Here is an 18,637-nt window from a genome sequence, read left to right on the forward strand (position 1 = left end):
CATGGCTGGAACGCAATACCGCGGCTCGGAAATCACCGATGTCGATCAGTTTCTCAAGGACGCCGACGGCCTTGCCTCGGAACGCGAAAAGGAGATCGGGCAACATATCGGGTATCGCTATGACGTGAACCTGGTGCCTGATTACGATCGGATCACGCCCTTCCTCGAGAAATACATCGAGACGATGGGATGGGACGACCTGAACTGGCTCGAGGATGTGCACATGGGCTACGAGGAAGGCATGCCCGCCGTCTTCGACCGCAACAACAACGGCTGGGTGCGGGTGCCCGACACGATCGACCTGCCCGACAACCAGCAGGACCGCGACATGATCGCGCGCGAGCTTCTCATCAAGTTCCAGATGTCGGACCGTCATCCGCTCGTGAACTTGCGGAAGGCCTACATGAAGTTCTGAAGGAACGCCGATGGCACGCCATCTGCATATCGCCTGTCTGCAAACCCCTCCGGTGCCGGATTTCGATGCGGCGCTGGAGGTCGCTACATCATTGGCCGAGACGGCAGCGGGGCAGGGGGCGGAAATGCTTTTCCTGCCCGAATATTGTGGCGGGCTGAGAACCGCGAACGGCCGCCTCGCGCCACCCGTCGCCGCGGAAGAAGATCATCCGGTCCTCGCGGGCCTGAGCGAATTGGCCGCGCGGCTCGGCGTCTGGATCAACGTGGGCTCAATCGCCATCGAGGGGCCGGGGGACAAGTTCCTGAACCGCGGCTACATGATCGACGACGCGGGGCGCATCCGGGGACGGTATGACAAGATCCACCTTTTCGACGTGACGCTCTCGGAGGATGAAATCTATCGCGAGAGCGACAGCGTCGCGCCGGGGTGCAAAGCCATCATCCACGATACCCCCAAGGCCCGGATCGGCCATACGATCTGCTACGATCTGCGCTTTCCCGAGCTTTTTCGCCGGCTCGCACAGGGCGGGGCGGAGATACTCGTCTGTCCCGCGGCCTTCACCCGTCTCACGGGCGCGGCCCATTGGCACGTGTTGAACCGCGCGCGCGCCATCGAGACGACGCGTTTCGTCGTTTCGGCCTGCGCGGCGGGTGACATCGCGGGCGGGGGCGGCAGCTATGGCCATTCGCTCATCGTCTCGCCCTGGGGCGAGATGCTAGCGGAGGGGGGCGATGCGCCGGGCGTGGTGAGTGCGGTCATCGACCTCGAGCAGGTGCGCGCGACCGAGGCGCGAATCCCGAGCCTTGCAAACGGACGCGATTTCGCGCCGGCCGAGACTACGAAGACGACCAAGACCATCAGGGAGCTGGAAGAGGGCTGAGATCCTCGCGGGCCGCAACAGGCCACGCCGCATGATCGGCGAACAACGAAGCGAACACGAAAACAACAACAAGCGTGTCATTCAACAGAGAGGGACCAAGACAATGTCTGTATCGGATGGAAACCAGGGGAATGCGCCCATTCAGGGCGAAAGCAACCTGCACAGGGCGATCAGTTGGCCACAGGCCTTCTGGCTGGCGAGCGGGGTTCCCGCGCTGGTCCTGTTCTCGATCGGCGGGATCGCCGCGACGATCGGCAACCCTTCGTGGGTGATCTGGATACTGTCGGTATCGTTCGGCTTTCTCCAGGCCTTCATCTATGCCGAGATCGCCGGGCTCTTCCCGTCGAAAAGCGGCGGGGCCTCGGTCTACGGCGCGGCGGCCTGGGTGCGCTACAGCAAGTTCCTGGCGCCGCTATCGGTCTGGTGCAACTGGCTCGCCTGGACGCCGGTCCTTGCCATCGGCGGCGGGCTGGCGGCGGGGTATATCCTCAACGTCTTCTTCGACCCTGACAGCGCGATCCGATCGTGGCAGATCACGCTGGTCAATCTCGACTTCCTCAAGGAAGGCATCAGCCTACGGATCGACGCGACCTTCCTGATCGGCGCGGTGATCCTCTTCGTCGTCTTCGGCATCCAGCACGGGGGCGTCCTGCGCGCCGCGCGGTTCCAGACGATCATGGGCCTCGCCGTGGTGATCCCACTTCTGATCGTGGGCATCGTGCCGCTGTTGACGGGCGACGTGCTGGCCGAGAACCTCACGCCTCTGAAGCCGCTGGCTTTCGACGGCGACGGCAACGTGACGGAAGGAAACTGGGACAGGGCCGGATGGACGTTGTTCCTTGGCGGGCTCTTCATCGCGGCTTGGTCGGCCTACGCCTTCGAGACGGCGATCTGCTACACCTCCGAGTTCAAGAACCCTGCCTATGACACGCCGCGCGCGATCCTCTTTGCCGGTGGCCTCTGCATCGTGGTCTACACGCTCGTGCCGCTGTCGTTCCAGGGGGTCCTGGGCGTCGATGGCATGTTGCAGGAGGGGATCGTCGACGGCTCGGCCGTGGCGGGTGCGATGGCCGGAATGGTGGGCGGCGGATCCTTCGTCTTCTCGCTTATGGTCATCATGCTGATCCTCGCGCTGCTGTTGGCGGTGATGACCTCGATGGCCGGCTCGTCGAGGACGCTCTACCAGGGTGGTGTCGATGGGTGGCTGCCGCGCTACCTTGGTCGCGCGAACGAGCACGGAGCACCCACGCCCGCGATGTGGACGGATCTGGGCTTCAACCTGATCCTGCTTCTCATGTCGGATTATCTGTTCGTGCTCGCCGTCTCGAACTGCTGCTACCTGATCTTCAACTTTCTCAACCTCAACGCCGGCTGGATCCACCGTATCGACAGCGCCGAGACGCCGCGCCCCTGGCGCTGCCCGACGCCGCTCATGGTCGTGGGCGTGATCCTCAGCTTCGTCAACGCGGTCCTTCTGGGCGCGGGTGCGAATGTCTGGGGCGAGGGGACGCTGATGTCGGGGATCATCGCGGCGCTGCTGATCCTTCCGGTCTTCGCCTTCCGGCATTACGTGCAGGACAAGGGGAAGTTTCCCAAGGAGATGCTCGACGATCTGCATCTGAGTTCACGCGACCTCAACGTTCGCAAGGCGGGGATGAAACCCTACATCGCCCTTGCGGCGGGGATCGTGGTCGCGATCGTCGCGAACCAGATCTTCTATCTCTGACCGGGTTCCGGCCAGACCAATGAAAACGCGGCGCCCCATGTTCGGGGCGCCGCATCCACGAAGGAAAGGTTGCGAAATGTCGTTACTGCAGGAAAAACTGGGCGTGGCCCGCGATCCGCATCCCTTGCGCATGGCCTTCCTGCGCTGGCAGTGCCGCGTGCGGCAGCTTGCCATGCGCGACAATGACGGCCGCCCCGACGACGCGATCATGCCCGAGGTCATTCCAGAGGGCGCCGACGCGCCGATGGGTCACATCATCACCGTGATGAACAAGGCGCCGGGCTATTCGGTCACGGCCGAGCTTGTGCACATGGCGGCCAAGACCAACGATCCCGCGCAGCGGCGCGAGCAGGCGCTGACCTTCCTGTCGGCGAGCTATTACCAGAAGGCGGACGAGTTCAGCGACATCCTGACCGCGACCTTCCCGCCCGGCTCGGAAGGGGCAGCGGCGCTTCATGCCGCGGGGCATGTCCGCCTGGTCTTCGACGCCTATCGGCAGCGATTCGATTTGCGGTGCAAGGTCTGGCGACTGGCCGAGCACAATCCGCTTCACGCGGCGACGGTGGCGCATAACCGGCTGTTCAACCCCGGCCTGCCGCCCGCGACGGAGGTGCTGGGGTTCGAGCCCGACTGGGCGGCATCGAGCTCCGATCCGCCCTTTACCTGAGCGTGCGCCCGACAGGCGCCGCCAAACCCGGACTTCAAGAGCCTGCCCGCGCGGATTCACACCCTGCGCGGGCAGGTTTGCATTGACAGATTGGTTTAGTGACTGGTTTACTCACCTATACCAATAGAACCGGCATCATGAACCGGTTTGGACCAATTCAGGGAGAGAGCCATATGGCGAAGAAACGCATTGCCATCATCGGGGCCGGACCGTCGGGCCTGGCGCAGTTGAGAGCCTTCAAGTCTGCGCAGGAGAAGGGCGAGGAGATCCCCGAGATCGTATGCTACGAAAAGCAGTCGGACTGGGGCGGCCTATGGAATTATACGTGGCGCACCGGCGTCGATGAATACGGCAATCCCTGCCACGGCTCGATGTATCGCTACCTTTGGTCGAACGGCCCGAAAGAGGGGCTCGAGTTCGCGGACTACTATTTCGAGGATCATTTCGGAAAGCCGATCGCCAGCTATCCGCCCCGCGCCGTCCTTTTCGACTATATCGAGGGCCGGGTGAAGAAGGCGGGCGTCCGGGACTTGATCCGGTTCAACACGGTCGTGCGCGACGTGCGCGCGCTTGACGACGGCGGGTTCGAGGTGACGGCCCGCGACTGCGAGGCCGACAAGGAAAGCCGCGAGACCTTCGATCACGTGATCGTCGCGTCGGGCCACTTCTCGTTCCCGAACGTGCCCTATTACCCGGGGTTCGAATCGTTCAACGGCCGCATCCTGCACGCCCATGATTTCCGCGACGCGCGCGAGTTCGAGGGCAAGGACCTGCTGATCCTCGGCACGTCCTATTCCGCCGAGGACATTGGCAGCCAGTGCTGGAAATACGGCTGCAAGTCGATCACGGTCGCGCATCGCACCGCGCCCATGGGCTATGACTGGCCCGAGAACTGGAAAGAGGTGCCCGCGCTTGAAAAGGTCGAAGGGCGCACCGCGCATTTCATCGACGGCACGAGCGTCGAGGTGGATGCGATCATCCTCTGCACCGGCTACAAGCACCATTTCCCGTTCCTGCCCGACGATCTGCGGCTGAAAACAGCCAACCGGCTGGCGGCGAATGATCTCTACAAGGGCGTGGTCTACGTGGACAACCCGGACCTCTTCTATCTCGGGATGCAGGACCAGTGGTACACGTTCAACATGTTCGACGCGCAGGCCTGGTGGGTGCGCGATTGCATCATGGGCAAGATCGAGCTGCCCGACCGGGCCACGATGGAGGCCGACTGGAAGAAGCGGCAGGAGGAAGAAGATGCGCTCGAGGACGATTACGCCTGCATCGCCTACCAGGGCGCCTATGTGCAGGAACTGATCGACGAAACGGATTACCCGAGCTTCGACGTGGAGGCCGCGAACCAGGCGTTCTACGAATGGAAGAAGCACAAGAAGAAGAACATCATGGAGTTCCGCAACCACGGCTATACCTCGCCGATGACAGGAACCAAGGCGCCGCCGCACCACACCCCGTGGAAGGATGCGCTCGATGACAGTTTGGAGAGTTATCTCCAGACGAGCTAGGTCTCTCTCTCCCGTTTAGACCTAGACGGCCCCGGGCCGGTCGGCGATCCGCCACCGGTCCGGGGCGACTGCGAGGCGGTAACGTCTCGATCCCTGATCGCTTCGTCCGAACCCTGAGACGGGACGGAGCTGTCCCCGACTGGCCGCGCGCCATATCTCTGGCGCGCGGCACTTTCGGCGAGCAGCCAGTCGGCGACGATGCGAAGCTCGGGGAAGCTCTCGCGATCCTCGCGCCTGAGCAGGTAATAGCCGAAATGGGTGCGCGCGTTCACGTCGCCCACGGGGCGAACCAGTTCGCCGTTTTCGAGCATCCGGTCAACGAGATGGCCCCAGCCGAGCGCGATGCCAAGGCCGTCGGCCGCCGCCTGGATCGCGAGCGGGTAGGTGTTGAAGACCGTGGCGCCGCCCACCGGGCCGGCCGCGGCATCCTGTGCCTCGAGCCAGCCGCGCCAGTTCATCCATTCGGTGTGCTGGTTGGCGATTTCGATCAGGTCGAGCTTGCGCAACCCCTCGAGCGTGGCCGCCTCGGGATGGCGGCGCAGGTAGTCGGGGGAGCAGACCGGAAAGACGGTTTCCCCGAAGAGCATCCGCGCCGAATAGCCGGGCCAGTCGCCGTCTCCGCGCAGGATCGCGAGGTCGATCCCGTCGCCCAAGCACTCGGCATCGTTGTCGGAGGCCGTGAGCCGGATCCGCACGCGCGGGTTGGCGCGGGTGAAGCGGCGCAGGCGCGGCATGAGCCAGAGCGAGGCGACCGAGTTCGTGGCCGCGAGGTTGACGACATCGTCGCGGCCCGCCTGGGCGAGCATGCCGCGCGACGCCTCGCGAAGGTGGTCGAGCGCGTTGCGGACGGGGGCGAGCAGGCGTTCGCCCTGTGGCGTGAGGGTGATCGAGCGATGACCGCGCACGAAGAGCGGCACATCGTAATGCAGTTCGAGCAGGCGGACCTTGCGGCTGATCGAGGTCTCGGAAATGCTGAGGGAACGGGCCGCGCCCGCGAAACTGCCGTGGATCGCCGCCGCCTCGAAGGCGCGCAGGTAATCGAGCGGGGGCAGCAGTTTCTTCTGTTTCATGGCATCAGGTCGGTCTCGGCCCCGTCCCGGCGAGGGCGGGCCACCCGATTAGAACAGGTTTCGCGCCGTTTGCCCACAAAAACCGCAGGCTCAGCCTCTCAAAATTGTCTTTCGGGATCGAGGTCCGGATGGGCCAATATGGCAGAACGTCCGGGACGGGAGACTCGGGCCTAACCACATAAAATCTCAGGGAGAGACCATGCGACTTACATCCATCTTGTCCGTTGCCGCGATCGGTATCGGCGCGACCGCCGTGCAGGCCGAGGACAGCAGCGACCCCATCATCATTCCAATCCACAACTGGTCGAGCCAGATCGTCATGTCGAACGCGGTCGGCCAGATGTTGGAGGAGGCGGGGCTCAATGTCGAATACGTGACGACCGATAGCCAGGCGGTCTACGAATCCATCCGGCTCGGTGACGTGACGCTCGAGATGGAGGTCTGGGAAGGCGCGTTCGGGGCCTCGTTCCGGGCGGCCATGGAGAAGGGCGGGATCGTCGACGTGGGGGACCATGATGCGGTCACGCGCGAGGACTGGTGGTACCCGATGTGGACCAAGGAGGCCTGCCCGGGCCTGCCCGACTGGAAGGCGCTCAACGAATGCGCGGAGGTCTTCGCCACCGCCGAGACGGGTGACAAGGGCCGCTATCTCGACGGGCCGGTCGACTGGCTCAAGCACGGCAAGGAACGGGTCGAGGCGCTCGACATGGATTTCGTCGTGATCAACGCGGGCAGCGCCGCGGCGCTCTGGGCCGAGATCGGGGCCGCGGAGGCCGACAAGAAACCCGTGGTGGTGTTCAACTGGACGCCCAACTTCGCCGAGGCCGTGTGGCCGGGCGAGTTCGTGGAGTTCCCCGAGTGGGAGGACGGCTGCGATACCGATCCGTCCGTGGGACCGAATCCCGACGCGCTCTACGATTGCGGCAACCCCGCCAACGGCTACCTGAAAAAGGCCGCGTGGGAGGGCATGGAAGAGAAATGGCCCACCGCCTACTGCATCCTCGAGAATATCAGCTTCACCAACCCGCAGATCGCGCAGATGGCGAAGCTCGTCGATACCGACGATCTCGAGCCCGAGGAGGCGGCGTCCGAGTGGTTGGACAACAACGCCGATGTCTGGGAGCCCTGGGTCAACAGCTGCACGAGCTGAGCCCGAAACACATGGACCGGTCGCCGTCTCGTGCCCTGACGCACGGGGCGGCGCGTTGCCCTGAGGGGAACAGATGTCAGATAACAAACCCGTCATATCCGCCCGGAATGTCTGGAAAATCTTCGGTCGCGATCCCGAAGGTTACCTGGCGCGGATGCCCGAGGACCACTCCTACGACGCGATCCGCGCGGATGGCTACATCGCCGGTGTGAAGAATGTCTCGATCGAGGTGGATCGCGGCGAAATGCTTGTCATCATGGGGCTGTCCGGCTCGGGCAAGTCAACGCTCGTGCGGTGCTTCTCGCGGTTGCACGAGATCACCGGCGGCACGATCGAGGTCGACGGCGAGGATATCATGGCCATGAAGGAGCAGGATCTCATCGAGATGCGCCGCTCGAAGATGGGCATGGTGTTCCAGTCCTTCGGCCTTCTGCCGCATCGCACGGTTCTCGAGAACGTGGCCTTCCCGCTCGAGATGCGGGGGCAGGACCGCCATGCGCGCCGTGAGCGCGCGCTCGAGGTCATCAAGCTCGTCGGTCTCGAGGGGCGCGAGGAGTATTTCCCGCGCGAGCTCTCGGGCGGGCAGCAACAGCGCGTCGGCATCGCCCGAAGCCTCGCCATCGAGCCGGATATCTGGTTCCTCGACGAGCCTTTCAGCGCGCTCGACCCGCTCATCCGGCGCGAGATGCAGGACGAGTTCCTGCGCCTGCAGGACATGCTGGGCAAGACCATCGTCTTCATCACCCACGATTTCGACGAGGCGCTGCGCCTTGCCGACCGGATCGCGATCATGAAGGACGGCGCGGTCGAGCAATGCGACACGCCCGACCGGATCGTCATGAACCCCGCCACGGAATACGTGCGGAAATTCACCGAAGACATCGACAAGGCACGGGTGGTGCATGCCGGCGTCCTCGCGACGCCCGTGAACGGAAGCGGTGTGCCCGCCGGAGACGCGGTCAGTTCAGGAGCCACCATACACGCGCTTGCCCGACAATTGGTTAACGATACGCGCGCCTCGATGCCGGTGACGGACAAGAGCGGCAAGGTCGTGGGCGTGCTCGACCGGCAGGTGGCGCTTGACGTGCTTCTGGGGGCGGACTGATGGCGGATATCACCATCGGTCAGCAACCGGCCGAGGCCGGGACACCTGCGCGGACGCGCGTGCTCTGGGCGCTTCTGGGCGTGGCGCTGCTCCTGGTGGCGGCGAAGGCCACCGGGGCGCTGCCCTACTGGCTCGACCGGGTGCCGGAATGGGCGGTGCCGCCGCTTGCCAAGTGGCTCGATGCGATCTTCAACTTCGTGAAGGATGACCTGGGCCTGCTGGCGCTGACACGGTTCCTGACGCAGGGGCTGGAGTTCATACTCGATGCCACCGCGAACCTGCTCTACGGCAAGCGGCGCTGGCCCTATCTCGGCCCGATCCCCTGGACGGCCATCGCCGCCGCGGCGGCGGTCGTGGGCTACTACCTGGGCGGCTGGCGGTTCGCGCTGCTGGCCGGGGGCACCTTCGTCTGGACGGCGCTGATCGGGCAGTGGAAGATCGCGATGGAGACCATGTCGGTCCTCGTCGTGGCGGCGCCCTTCGCCTTCCTGATCGGGCTGGGTCTCGGCATTCTCGGGTGGAAATACCGCTGGGTCGAGAAGGCGCTGAAACCGATCCTGAGCGTGTTGCAGACGCTGCCCTTCTTCACCTACCTGCTGCCGGCGGTGATCTTCTTCAAGGTGGGGCCGACGGCGGGGGCGGTGGCGACCATCGTCTACGCGATCCCGCCGATGATCCTGATGACGACGCTGGGCCTGCGCAAGGTCAGCCCGGAGATCGTGGAGGCCGGCAAGATGTCCGGCTGCACGCGCTGGCAGATGTTGAGCCGGGTCTACCTGCCATCGGCGCGCACCGAGATCCTCGTGGGCGTGAACCAGGTGATCATGCTCTGTCTCGCGATGGTGGTCCTGACCGCCTTCATCGGGATGCCGGGCCTGGGTGCGAAACTGCTGGCGATGATGGGGAGCTTCAAGCTGGGCCGGTCCTTCGAGATTGGCGTGACCATCGTGCTTCTGGCGGTCATGCTCGACCGGTTGTCGAAAGCGTGGGTCGTCAAGCAACCCGAGCATTTCGAGCGCGGCACGCCGTGGTGGCGGCGGCATGCCTATCTGCTGGCCTGCGCCTGGGCCTTCGTGGCCTTCTGCATCATCGCGCAGTTCATCGACGTCTTTGCCGAGATCGGGCGGCGGCAACATTTCAGCCAGGGCCGCGAGATCGACGTGCTGATCAAGAGCTTTCTCGAGATCGACGCGATCCAGGCGGTGACGGAATGGCTGCGCTGGTTCCTGAACGTCAAGATCCTGATCCCGTTCCGCGATGCGCTTCTGTGGATCCCGACGCCGGCCTTCGTGCTGGGGATCGTGGCGTTCGCCTACGGGATCGGCGGGCGCAAATCCGGCATCTATGCCGCGATCTTCTTCGCCATCGTGGCCTTCTCGGGCTGGTGGGACCGGTCGGTCATCACGCTCTACACGGTCATCTCGGCGGTGATCCTCGCCACGCTGATCGGCCTGCCGGTAGCGATGGCGGCGGCGCAATCGAAAAAATGGTCCGAGCGCATCCTGCTGATCTGCGACACGGCGCAGACCTTCCCGAGCTTCATCTACCTCATCCCGGCGATCATGCTTTTCGGCGTGAACGACGTGGCGGTGGTCTTCTCGATCCTCATCTTCGCGACCGTGCCGCTCATGCGCTACACGATCGAGGGGTTGCGGACGGTACCACCCGAGATGACGGAGGCCGCCGACATGTCCGGCGCGACCCGGCGGCAGAAGATGCGGACCGTGCAGCTTCCGGTGGCGCTGCCGACGATGGCGGTCGGGTTCAACCAGGCGATCATCTTCGCGTTCTTCATGGTGATCATCGCGGCGTTCATCGGAACGCAGGATCTCGGACAGGAACTCCAGCGGACCCTCGCGGGCACCGAACTGGGAAAAAACTTCGTGCTGGGCATGAATGTGTCGCTCATGGCGCTTACATTCGACATGGCGATCAATGCCTGGGCGGAGAAACGCAAGGCAGCTTTAGGACTGGATTAGTGAGATGACGATTCAACAGCGTTTGGAAGTGCCATGGGAGCGCAAGGGCGTGGTGGCGCCGGGGCTCCCGATCCTGCCGCACGGGGTGGAGCGTTATCCCGTTCCCGGTGGCGGGAGCCGCGCGGTGGCGATCTTCGCGGGCGACGAGATCATGGTGCTGGACCGCGAGGGGTTGCAGCCGGTCGAACTTGTCTTTTTCGCGCCCGACAAGACGTCGGATGCGGGCTATCTCGGTGCGCAGGGCCACGGACGCCCCGAGGGCATCATCGCGACGCTGTCGGGTGGATCGAAATCGGGCGCCAAGGTCCTGAAGTCACTCGACAAGGCGGGCTTCCAGATCGGCAAGGGTGACGCCATCCGCTGTCATGGCGAAGGCTCGCGCGCGGGCGACATGGCCAACTTCACGGCCGAGCGCGATGGCCTTCTGATCCTCGCCGCACCGGGCGGGCCGATGGACCCTGCGAAGGGCGATACACCTTCGGAGATCATCCTCTATGTCCGCCGCAAGGATCCCAACGCGGGCAAGGAGGATGTGGGCCCGCCCGACCCGCTGGCGAACCCGATCCACGACATCAACGTGCAGCCCGGCAATGCCGTGCCCTACGAGGTGAAAAAGGGCCAGTTCATCCAGATCCTCGACATCAAGGGGCGCGAATGCTCGGACTTCCAGGCCTTCTCGGTGCGTGCGCTCGACAAGGGGCTGGAACGCGACATCGACCCCACGACGACCCGCGCGCTGATGGGGAGCCTCTATCCGCAGCCGGGTATCTTCTCGAAATACTGGTCGGTGGACCAGGAGCCGCTGGTGGAGATCGTGCAGGACACCTGCGGGCGTCACGACACGTTCGGGCTTGCCTGCACGGCGCGGTATTACGAGGATCTGGGCTATCCGGGTCACGTGAACTGTTCGGACAACATGAACCGCGAGCTGGCAAGCTACGGCATCCGTCCGAGGGGTGGCTGGCCGGCGATCAACTTCTTCTTCAACACGATGCTGGACGAGGAGAACAACATCGGCATGGACGACCCGTGGTCGCGGCCGGGGGACTATGTCCTGTTGCGCGCGCTGACGGACCTGGTCTGCGTGAGCACGGCCTGTCCATGTGACGTGGACCCGGCAAACGGTTGGAATCCCACCGATATTCAGGTGCGCACCTATGGCGCGAACGAGGACTTTGAGCGAAGCGTAGGCTATCGCAAATCAGCGGAGGCAGATGTGGAAGAAACCAAGAAGACGGGGTTCCACGAGTGTTTCGCGCGGCACACGCGCGATTTCACCGAGTATAACGGGTATTGGCTTCCCAACACGATGGCCAACCACGGGGCGATCGCCGAATACTGGGGCTGCCGCGAGGGCGTGGCGGTCATGGACCTGAGCCCGTTGCGCAAATACGAGGTGACGGGGCCCGATGCCGAGGAGCTGATGCAGCTTTGCGTCACGCGGAACATGAAGAAGCTGAGCGTGGGGCAGGTGGTCTATACCGCGATGTGCTACGAACATGGGGGCATGATCGACGACGGCACGGTCTATCGGCTGGGCGAAACAAACTTCCGCTGGATCGGCGGCAACGACACGAGCGGGTTGTGGCTGCGCGAGCAGGCCGAAAAGCGCGGGCTCAATGCCTGGGTGCGATCGTCGACGGATCAGCTGCACAACATCGCGGTGCAGGGGCGGCACAGCCGGGATATTCTCAAGGCGCTGTTCTGGACCCCGCCGCAGCAGACCCCGGTGGAGGACCTGGGCTGGTTCCGCCTGACCATCGCGCGGCTCGACGACGTGAGCGGCACGAGCGTCGTCATCTCGCGCACGGGTTATTCCGGCGAGCTCGGCTACGAGATCTTCTGCCATCCGAAGGACGCGCCGGAGATCTTCGACCGGGTCTGGGCCGAGGGGGAGAAATACGGGATCGTGCCGCTGGGCCTTGCCGCGCTCGACATGCTGCGCATCGAGGGCGGGCTGATCTTTGCCGGCTCCGAGTTCGACGACACGACCGATCCCTTCGAGGCCGGCATCGGGTTCACCGTGCCGCTCAAGTCAATGGAGGACGACTTCATCGGGCGCGCCGCCATCGAGGAGCGCAAGGCGCATCCGCATCGCAAGCTCGTGGGGTTCGAGATCGAGGGCGGTGTCGTGCCGTCGGCCGGGGACTGCATCCGCGTGGGCAAGGCGCAGGTGGGCGAGATCACGAGCGCGATGAAATCGCCCATCCTGGGCAAGGTTATCGCGCTTGGTCGCGTCACGCCGCAATATGCCGAGCCGGGAACCGATATCGAGATCGGCCAGCTTGACGGGCAGCAGAAACGCCTGAAGGCGAAGGTGACGGCGTTCCCGCATTTCGACCCGACGAAGGAGCGGGTGAAGGGGAATTATGACGCCTGAGCCTTAACCGGCCGTGAAGGTGCCGGCGCGACGTATAAAATCGCGTGGAAACAAGGCGCAAGACTGCGTAGTTGAAGTAACCGCCGCCGGGATCCCGGCGGCGGTTTCGCGTTGTCGCGCCTCAGCCCAGGGCGGGATGTTACCGGATGTTTCAACGTCGGTATCCATGTCGGTATCCACGTCGGTATCACGTCGGTGCAAAGGTTAACGAGATGTGAAGACGGGCGGTGGTCCGGGACGGGTCAGGCGGGTGAAATCCGGTCGCCCGGCCGGATCACGCCACCCTCGACGATCCGCGCGTTGAGACCCGAGCGATGGATGAGCAGGTCGTTGACCGACTTCCCGGTCACGAGGTCGAGATAGCGGCAGGGCGTGTTGAGCCGGCCGCCCTCGAGCATGGTCTCGCCCACGCGGAAGCGCCGACCGACGAGATGGTTGAGCGGCACGCCGCGCGTCGTGAGGTTGCGGCGGTGTTCGTCCGTCGAGAGCGACGTTTCGTGATCGCGGGCCAGGGCGATGAGCGTCTCCTCCTCGATCAGGGTGATCTCGCGGATGTCGGGAAAGTCGGAGTAGTGGCCGCGCCCCGTGGCATAGCGGTCGCCCTCGATGCCCACGCCCGCGATGAGCGTGGCCTGCTCGAGCGGTTGCATGGGCGCGCGGCCCTTTTCCGCGATGTGAATGGCGACAAGTTCTCCGTGCCACATGGTCGTCTCCCCCTTGCTCAGCGCACCGCCGCGATGGGGCCTTCGGCGCGGCCGTGGATGAACTGGTCGAGATAGGGGTCGCCGGACGCGTCCAGCCGCGAAACCGGGCCTGTCCACTGGATCACCCCGTCATGAAGCATCGCCACGTTGTCGGCGATGGCGCGCACGCTCGTCATGTCGTGGGTGATGGTCATGGCGGTGACGCCCATCTCGGTCACGATCTCGCGGATGAGGTCGTTGATGACGCCCGACATGATCGGGTCGAGCCCCGATGTAGGCTCGTCGAAGAAGATGATCTCGGGCTCGGCGGCGATGGCGCGGGCGAGCCCCACGCGCTTCTGCATGCCGCCCGAAAGCTCGGCGGGGAACTTGTCGGCCTGCTCGGGGGTGAGGCCCACGCGGCGCAGCTTCTCGATGGCGATGGCGCGCGCCTCGTCGCGGGGTTTCTTCAGCGCGCCGCGCAGGAGACGGAAGGAGACGTTCTGCCAGACGGGCAGCGAATCGAAGAGCGCGCCGCCCTGGAAGAGCATCCCGAACCGCGCGAGGAAGGCGTCGCGATCGGCCCTGGTGACGTCCTCGCCGTCGAGCAGGATCGTGCCGCTGTCGGGCTTGATGAGACCCAGCACGCATTTGAGCGCGACGGATTTTCCGGTGCCCGAACCGCCGATGATGACCATGGAGGTGCCGGTCGGGATCGTCAGGTCGACACCGCGCAGGACACGGTTCGCACCGAAAGCCTTGTGGACGTCGCGAAGCTCGATCATCGGGGGGCATCCCCGGCATGGCAGGAGGGGCGTTGCCCCTCGCGTGGAAACTGCGTTTCCACGCTCACCCCAGGATATTTGGAGCAAGAAGAAGGAACGGGTCTGGCGGCTGGGAGGGTCATGCGGAGAAGAAGAGCTCGGTCAGGAGGTAGTTGGAAGCGAGGATGAGAACCGACGCCGCGACCACCGCCGACTTGGTGGCGCGGCCGACGCCCTGGGCGCCGCGGCCGGAATTCATGCCGAAATAGCACCCCATCAGCGCCACGATGAAGCCGAAGGCCGCGCCCTTGAGCAGGCCCGAGATCACGTCCCAGGCGGTGAGGAAGTCCACCGTGTTGCCGAGGTAGGTGGAGCCGCCGAAACCGAGCCGCCCCACGCCCACGAGATAGCCGCCCATGATCCCCAGCACGTCGCCCACCCCGACGAGCACCGGGACCGCGAGCGTCGCCGCGAGAACCCGGGGCAGGGTGAGATACTTCATCGGGTTGGTGGAGAGCGTGGTGAGCGCGTCGAGCTGCTCGGTCACCTTCATCGTGCCGATCTCGGCGGCGATCGAGGAGGCGACGCGCGCGGCTACCATGAGCCCGCCAAGGACGGGGCCGAGCTCGCGCGTGAGGCCGATGGCGACGATCGAGGGCACCACCTGTTCGGCGTTGAACCGCGCGCCGCCGGCGTAGATCTGAAGTGCGAGCGCGCCGCCGGTGAAGAGCGCGGTCATGCCCACGACGGGCAGCGAGAGCCAGCCGATCTGCACCAGCGCCGCGCCGAACTCGCGGGCGTAGAAGGGGGGGCGCAGCATGTGGCTCAGCGTGTCGAGCGCGAAGAGCGTGACCCGGCCGGCCGTGGCCAGCGCCGAGAGAACCGCGGCGCCGATCGCGGCAAGGAAACGGGCGACGAGGCTCATGGCGTGAGATACCGCCTCGTGTAGCGCCCGCCGAGCGAGGTCAGGATCTCGTAGCCGATGGTGCCGGCGGCATGGGCCAGCGTGTCGACGCCCTGGTCGGGGCCGAGGAGCTGAAGCGATTTCGGGTCGTGGCCGAGGCCGGTCACGTCGACGCCGATCAGGTCCATCGAGATGCGCCCGGCGATCGGCACCGCGCGGCCTTCGGACCAGAGCGAGGTGCGCGGCCCCATGGCGCGCAGGATGCCGTCGGCATAGCCCGCGCTGATCGTGGCGATGCGCGAGGGGCGGTTGACCACGTGGCTCGCGCCGTAGCCCACCGCTTCGCCCGCGGCGACATCGCGACACTGGATGACGGGGATGTCGAGCGTGACCACGGGGCGTGCGCTGTCGTAGGGATGGCCACCATAGGTGCCGATGCCCGGACGGGTAAGGTCGAAGTGATAGTCCGACCCCATCAGCACGCCGCCGGTATTGGCCAGGCTGCGCGCCACGTCGAGACCCGCGGTCATCTCGCGGAAGTTGCGGAGCTGCTGCGCGTTCATCGGGTGATCGGGCGTGTCGGCACAGGCGAGGTGGCTCATCACCAGGACCGGGTTCTGGGCAAGGGCGACCTCGCGGACCGCGCGCCATTCGTCGGGTTCGAGTCCAAGGCGGTTCATGCCGGTGTCGAGCTGGATGCCGAACGGGTGACCGGGGAGCGCCTCGACATGGCGGATCATCTGGTCGAGCGAGTTGACGAGCGGAATCAGGTCGAGATCGCCGATCATCTCGGCATCGCCCGCCATGTGTCCGGAGAAGACAAGGATCGCGGGGCCGGGCCCGAGCGCCTGGCGGAGGGCCGCGCCTTCCTCGGCGACGGCCACGAAGAAGGTGCGCGCGCCGGCGCGGGCGAAGGCGCGGCCGACCTTTTCGGCGCCGAGGCCATAGGCGTCGGCCTTGACCACGGCGGCCGTTTCGCAGCCGGTCATGGCGTCGAGCGTGCGCCAGTTGGCGACGGCGGCGTTGAGGTCGATGGTGAGGGTCGCGGTGCTCATGGTGCGGGATAGATGCCATGGCCGGCGGGCAGGTCAAGCGGAAAGGGGTCGCGGGCCCGCTTTCGCGCGGGAGTGTTCGGTAAGGGCCGAAGCGTGGGGGCTGTCGCGCGAGGCGCGGGGCGGGTAGGATCGGGCCATGACGCAGGATCCGAAGCTTCACCACGTCGCCGCCGCGATGGCCGATGCGCGCCGGGCGCGGATGCTCTGCACGCTGATGGACGGGCGGGCCTTCACCGCCAAGGAACTGGCCGCGGATGCGGGTATCACGCCGCAGACGGCGAGCGCGCATCTGGCGCATCTGCGCGACGCGGGGCTGATCGTGGCGCGGCGGAGCGGGCGGTGCATCTATCACCGGCTGGCGGGTACGGCAGTGGCCGAGATGCTGGAAAGCGTGGGGCGGCTGGCGCCGCTCGACCATCTACAGCGCGCGCGGCGGAGGCGGGGTGCCCGGCGCGACGGGGCGGCGGCGCTCCATGCGCGGTGCTGCTACGATCACCTGGCCGGGGCCCTGGGCGTCGCGGTGCATGACGCGATGTGCGCGGCGGGCCACCTGGAGCGGCAGGGCGCGGCATACGCGCTGAGCGGGAGCGGGCAGGCTTGGGCTCTGCGGGCGGGGTTCACGCTGCGCGGCGAGGCGCGACCCTGTCTTGACTGGAGCGAGCGGCGGGAGCATCTGGCGGGTCCGCTGGCGCGCGACCTGCTGGCGCAGATGCTGGAGCGCGGATGGCTCGGACGGGAGCGCACGGGCCGGGCGCTGATCGTGTCGGACGCCGGGCGCGTGGCGTTGGCGCGGGTCTTTGGAATGGATGAAGAGTGGGTTGTAACGGTCGGAACGGGCTAGAAATCCTGCTCGACCCCCTGTTGCCACGGTTTCACGAGATTGCCGAACCGGGTGAATTGCGATTCGAAGCTCAACTCGACCGTGCCGATCGGGCCGTGGCGCTGCTTGCCGATGATGACCTCGGCCTTGCCATGGAGGCGCGACATGCGGTCCTGCCAGGCGGCGATCTCGTCGAGCTTGTCGTCGGAAGGTTTCTCGCGCTCGACGTAGTACTCTTCGCGGAAGACGAACATGACGACATCGGCATCCTGTTCGATCGAGCCCGATTCGCGCAGGTCGGAGAGTTGCGGGCGCTTGTCCTCGCGGCTTTCGACCTGGCGCGAGAGCTGCGAGAGGGCCAGCACGGGGATGTTAAGTTCCTTCGCTATGGCCTTGAGACCCATGGATATTTCGCCGATCTCCTGCACCCTGTTGTCGGAGGTGCCGCGCACCAGTTGCAGGTAGTCGACGATCAGCAGGTCGAGCCCGTGGGTCCGCTTGAGCCGCCGCGCGCGGGCCGCGAGCTGGGCGATGGGGATGGCCGCGGTGTCGTCGATGAAGAGCGGGCAGCTTTCGAGCTCCTTCGCGGCTTCGACGAAGCGGCGGAACTCCTCCTCGGTCATGTCGCCCTGCCGGATCTTGTGAGAGGAGATCTCGGAGGCTTCGGCCAGGATGCGGCCGGCGAGTTGCTCGGCGCTCATCTCGAGCGAGAAGAAGCCCACGACGCCGCCATCGACCGCGCCTTCGGAGCCGTCGGGCAGGGTGCCGCGCTTGTAGGTCTTGGCGACGTTGTAGGCGATGTTGGTGGCGAGCGAGGTCTTGCCCATCGAGGGGCGGCCCGCGAGAATCAGGAGATCGGACTTGTGCAGTCCGCCGAGCTTGCGGTCCATGTCGCTGAGCCCGGTGGAGACCCCGGCGAGACCGCCCTCGCGTTGATAGGCGGCGTTGGCGACATTAACGGCGTCGGTTACCGCCCTGAGAAAGCTCTGGAATCCGGTATCGGTCTGGCCCTGTTCGGAAAGCTGGTAGAGCGCCTGTTCGGCCTCGACAATCTGGTCCTTCGGCTCGGACGTCACCTCGGCGCGCGCGGCCTTGCCGGCGATGTCGTGTCCGAGCGTGATGAGCTCGCGCCGGATCGCCATGTCATAGATCATCTGGGCATAGTCGCGCACCGCGAAGCTGGAGATCGCGGCGCCGGCGAGTTGCACGAGATAGGCCGGACCCCCCAGTTCCTTGAGGCCCTCGTCCTCTTCGAGGAAGGCCTTGAGCGTGACCGGCGAGGCGAGGTTGTTGCGTGCAATCCGCGCCGCGGCGGTCTCGAAGATGCGGGCGTGGACCGGGTCGTAGAAATGCTGCGGCTTGATGATCGCCGCGATGCGGTCATAGACGTCGTTGTTGGTCAGGATCGCGCCGAGAAGCTGCTGTTCGGCCTCGATGGAATGCGGCATCGCGTCCGTGGCTTCGGGTTCGGCCCCGGTCGGATTGAAAGCAGCGATTTTCGTCATGACATCCCCCGATTCTC

At 65.4% G+C, this 18,637-nt stretch carries 16 protein-coding genes; 10 read left to right on the top strand and 6 right to left on the bottom strand.

What is annotated here, in order from left to right; genetic code table 11:
* Position 1 precedes the first annotated feature (1 nt).
* The 5 genes from K1T73_RS09015 (at position 2) to K1T73_RS09035 (ending at position 5,205) form a co-directional block, all read left to right on the top strand.
* Entirely contained in the window at positions 2-415 is a 414-nt protein-coding gene (locus K1T73_RS09015; protein ID WP_220600393.1) for a hypothetical protein, read from the top strand.
* A 10-nt stretch (positions 416-425) separates the two neighbouring features.
* Positions 426-1,295 carry a carbon-nitrogen hydrolase family protein gene (locus K1T73_RS09020; RefSeq protein WP_220600394.1) on the top strand — a complete coding sequence of 290 codons (870 nt, stop codon included), beginning with the start codon at positions 426-428 and terminating at the stop codon, positions 1,293-1,295.
* A 103-nt stretch (positions 1,296-1,398) separates the two neighbouring features.
* Positions 1,399-3,021, top strand: a complete 1,623-nt coding sequence (locus tag K1T73_RS09025; RefSeq protein WP_259400206.1) for an APC family permease — start codon at positions 1,399-1,401, stop codon at positions 3,019-3,021.
* Positions 3,022-3,097: 76 nt separating this feature from the next.
* The gene (locus K1T73_RS09030; RefSeq protein ID WP_220600395.1) at positions 3,098-3,688 is read left to right on the top strand and encodes a hypothetical protein; all 591 of its coding nucleotides are present in this window, start codon (positions 3,098-3,100) and stop codon (positions 3,686-3,688) included.
* 173 nt (positions 3,689-3,861) lie between these two features.
* A complete protein-coding gene (locus K1T73_RS09035; RefSeq protein ID WP_220600396.1) occupies positions 3,862-5,205 on the top strand; it encodes an NAD(P)-binding domain-containing protein in 1,344 nt (447 codons plus the stop codon).
* Here K1T73_RS09035 and K1T73_RS09040 read toward each other — a convergent pair.
* Positions 5,202-6,275: a LysR substrate-binding domain-containing protein gene (locus K1T73_RS09040; RefSeq protein ID WP_220600397.1), complete on the bottom strand. Its 1,074-nt coding sequence runs from the start codon at positions 6,273-6,275 to the stop codon at positions 5,202-5,204. The two genes, K1T73_RS09035 and K1T73_RS09040, sit on opposite strands and share 4 nt — an antisense overlap.
* Before the next feature lie 199 nt (positions 6,276-6,474).
* On the opposite strand from K1T73_RS09040, the gene K1T73_RS09045 reads away from it, so the two are divergent.
* The 4 genes from K1T73_RS09045 to K1T73_RS09060 all read left to right on the top strand — a co-directional run bounded on the left by K1T73_RS09045 (position 6,475) and on the right by K1T73_RS09060 (position 12,889).
* Complete coding sequence (locus K1T73_RS09045) at positions 6,475-7,425, top strand: ABC transporter substrate-binding protein (RefSeq protein ID WP_220600398.1); 951 nt, start codon at positions 6,475-6,477, stop codon at positions 7,423-7,425.
* Between the two features lie 73 nt (positions 7,426-7,498).
* Positions 7,499-8,530: a glycine betaine/L-proline ABC transporter ATP-binding protein gene (locus K1T73_RS09050; protein ID WP_220600399.1), complete on the top strand. Its 1,032-nt coding sequence runs from the start codon at positions 7,499-7,501 to the stop codon at positions 8,528-8,530.
* Positions 8,530-10,509: a proline/glycine betaine ABC transporter permease gene (locus tag K1T73_RS09055; RefSeq protein ID WP_220600400.1), complete on the top strand. Its 1,980-nt coding sequence runs from the start codon at positions 8,530-8,532 to the stop codon at positions 10,507-10,509. Before K1T73_RS09050 ends, K1T73_RS09055 begins: the two co-directional genes overlap by 1 nt.
* A gap of 4 nt (positions 10,510-10,513) precedes the next feature.
* On the top strand, positions 10,514-12,889 hold the full coding sequence (locus K1T73_RS09060) for a DUF1989 domain-containing protein (protein WP_220600401.1): 2,376 nt from the start codon (positions 10,514-10,516) through the stop codon (positions 12,887-12,889).
* A 242-nt stretch (positions 12,890-13,131) separates the two neighbouring features.
* Here the strand turns inward: K1T73_RS09060 and K1T73_RS09065 are convergent, their stop codons facing one another.
* The 4 genes from K1T73_RS09065 to alr all read right to left on the bottom strand — a co-directional run bounded on the left by K1T73_RS09065 (position 13,132) and on the right by alr (position 16,295).
* On the bottom strand, positions 13,132-13,593 hold the full coding sequence (locus K1T73_RS09065; protein WP_220600402.1) for an MOSC domain-containing protein: 462 nt from the start codon (positions 13,591-13,593) through the stop codon (positions 13,132-13,134).
* A gap of 17 nt (positions 13,594-13,610) precedes the next feature.
* Positions 13,611-14,357: an ABC transporter ATP-binding protein gene (locus tag K1T73_RS09070; RefSeq protein ID WP_220600403.1), complete on the bottom strand. Its 747-nt coding sequence runs from the start codon at positions 14,355-14,357 to the stop codon at positions 13,611-13,613.
* A gap of 118 nt (positions 14,358-14,475) precedes the next feature.
* Positions 14,476-15,261, bottom strand: coding sequence for an ABC transporter permease (locus K1T73_RS09075; RefSeq protein WP_220600404.1), 786 nt, complete (start codon positions 15,259-15,261; stop codon positions 14,476-14,478).
* Positions 15,258-16,295 (bottom strand): alanine racemase, encoded by a 1,038-nt coding sequence (alr, locus tag K1T73_RS09080; RefSeq protein WP_220600405.1) that lies wholly within the window; start codon positions 16,293-16,295, stop codon positions 15,258-15,260. Before alr ends, K1T73_RS09075 begins: the two co-directional genes overlap by 4 nt.
* 136 nt (positions 16,296-16,431) lie before the next feature.
* On the opposite strand from alr, the gene K1T73_RS09085 reads away from it, so the two are divergent.
* On the top strand, positions 16,432-17,136 hold the full coding sequence (locus tag K1T73_RS09085; RefSeq protein ID WP_220600406.1) for a helix-turn-helix transcriptional regulator: 705 nt from the start codon (positions 16,432-16,434) through the stop codon (positions 17,134-17,136).
* Here the strand turns inward: K1T73_RS09085 and K1T73_RS09090 are convergent.
* Positions 17,133-18,620, bottom strand: a complete 1,488-nt coding sequence (locus tag K1T73_RS09090; protein WP_220600407.1) for a replicative DNA helicase — start codon at positions 18,618-18,620, stop codon at positions 17,133-17,135. The genes K1T73_RS09085 and K1T73_RS09090 overlap by 4 nt on opposite strands.
* Positions 18,621-18,637: the final 17 nt, after the last annotated feature.

It is taken from the genome of Roseovarius sp. SCSIO 43702, from assembly GCF_019599045.1.
Taxonomy (GTDB): domain Bacteria; phylum Pseudomonadota; class Alphaproteobacteria; order Rhodobacterales; family Rhodobacteraceae; genus Roseovarius.

What these genes read in the sequence shown, in the direction of transcription:
- K1T73_RS09015 (WP_220600393.1), top strand. Translation starts at nt 2, where the DNA reads ATGGCTGGAACGCAATACCGCGGCTCGGAAATCACCGATGTCGATCAG.
- K1T73_RS09020 (WP_220600394.1), top strand. Translation starts at nt 426, where the DNA reads ATGGCACGCCATCTGCATATCGCCTGTCTGCAAACCCCTCCGGTGCCG.
- K1T73_RS09025 (WP_259400206.1), top strand. Translation starts at nt 1,399, where the DNA reads ATGTCTGTATCGGATGGAAACCAGGGGAATGCGCCCATTCAGGGCGAA.
- K1T73_RS09030 (WP_220600395.1), top strand. Translation starts at nt 3,098, where the DNA reads ATGTCGTTACTGCAGGAAAAACTGGGCGTGGCCCGCGATCCGCATCCC.
- K1T73_RS09035 (WP_220600396.1), top strand. Translation starts at nt 3,862, where the DNA reads ATGGCGAAGAAACGCATTGCCATCATCGGGGCCGGACCGTCGGGCCTG.
- K1T73_RS09040 (WP_220600397.1), bottom strand. Translation starts at nt 6,275, where the DNA reads ATGAAACAGAAGAAACTGCTGCCCCCGCTCGATTACCTGCGCGCCTTC.
- K1T73_RS09045 (WP_220600398.1), top strand. Translation starts at nt 6,475, where the DNA reads ATGCGACTTACATCCATCTTGTCCGTTGCCGCGATCGGTATCGGCGCG.
- K1T73_RS09050 (WP_220600399.1), top strand. Translation starts at nt 7,499, where the DNA reads ATGTCAGATAACAAACCCGTCATATCCGCCCGGAATGTCTGGAAAATC.
- K1T73_RS09055 (WP_220600400.1), top strand. Translation starts at nt 8,530, where the DNA reads ATGGCGGATATCACCATCGGTCAGCAACCGGCCGAGGCCGGGACACCT.
- K1T73_RS09060 (WP_220600401.1), top strand. Translation starts at nt 10,514, where the DNA reads ATGACGATTCAACAGCGTTTGGAAGTGCCATGGGAGCGCAAGGGCGTG.
- K1T73_RS09065 (WP_220600402.1), bottom strand. Translation starts at nt 13,593, where the DNA reads ATGTGGCACGGAGAACTTGTCGCCATTCACATCGCGGAAAAGGGCCGC.
- K1T73_RS09070 (WP_220600403.1), bottom strand. Translation starts at nt 14,357, where the DNA reads ATGATCGAGCTTCGCGACGTCCACAAGGCTTTCGGTGCGAACCGTGTC.
- K1T73_RS09075 (WP_220600404.1), bottom strand. Translation starts at nt 15,261, where the DNA reads ATGAGCCTCGTCGCCCGTTTCCTTGCCGCGATCGGCGCCGCGGTTCTC.
- alr (WP_220600405.1), bottom strand. Translation starts at nt 16,295, where the DNA reads ATGAGCACCGCGACCCTCACCATCGACCTCAACGCCGCCGTCGCCAAC.
- K1T73_RS09085 (WP_220600406.1), top strand. Translation starts at nt 16,432, where the DNA reads ATGACGCAGGATCCGAAGCTTCACCACGTCGCCGCCGCGATGGCCGAT.
- K1T73_RS09090 (WP_220600407.1), bottom strand. Translation starts at nt 18,620, where the DNA reads ATGACGAAAATCGCTGCTTTCAATCCGACCGGGGCCGAACCCGAAGCC.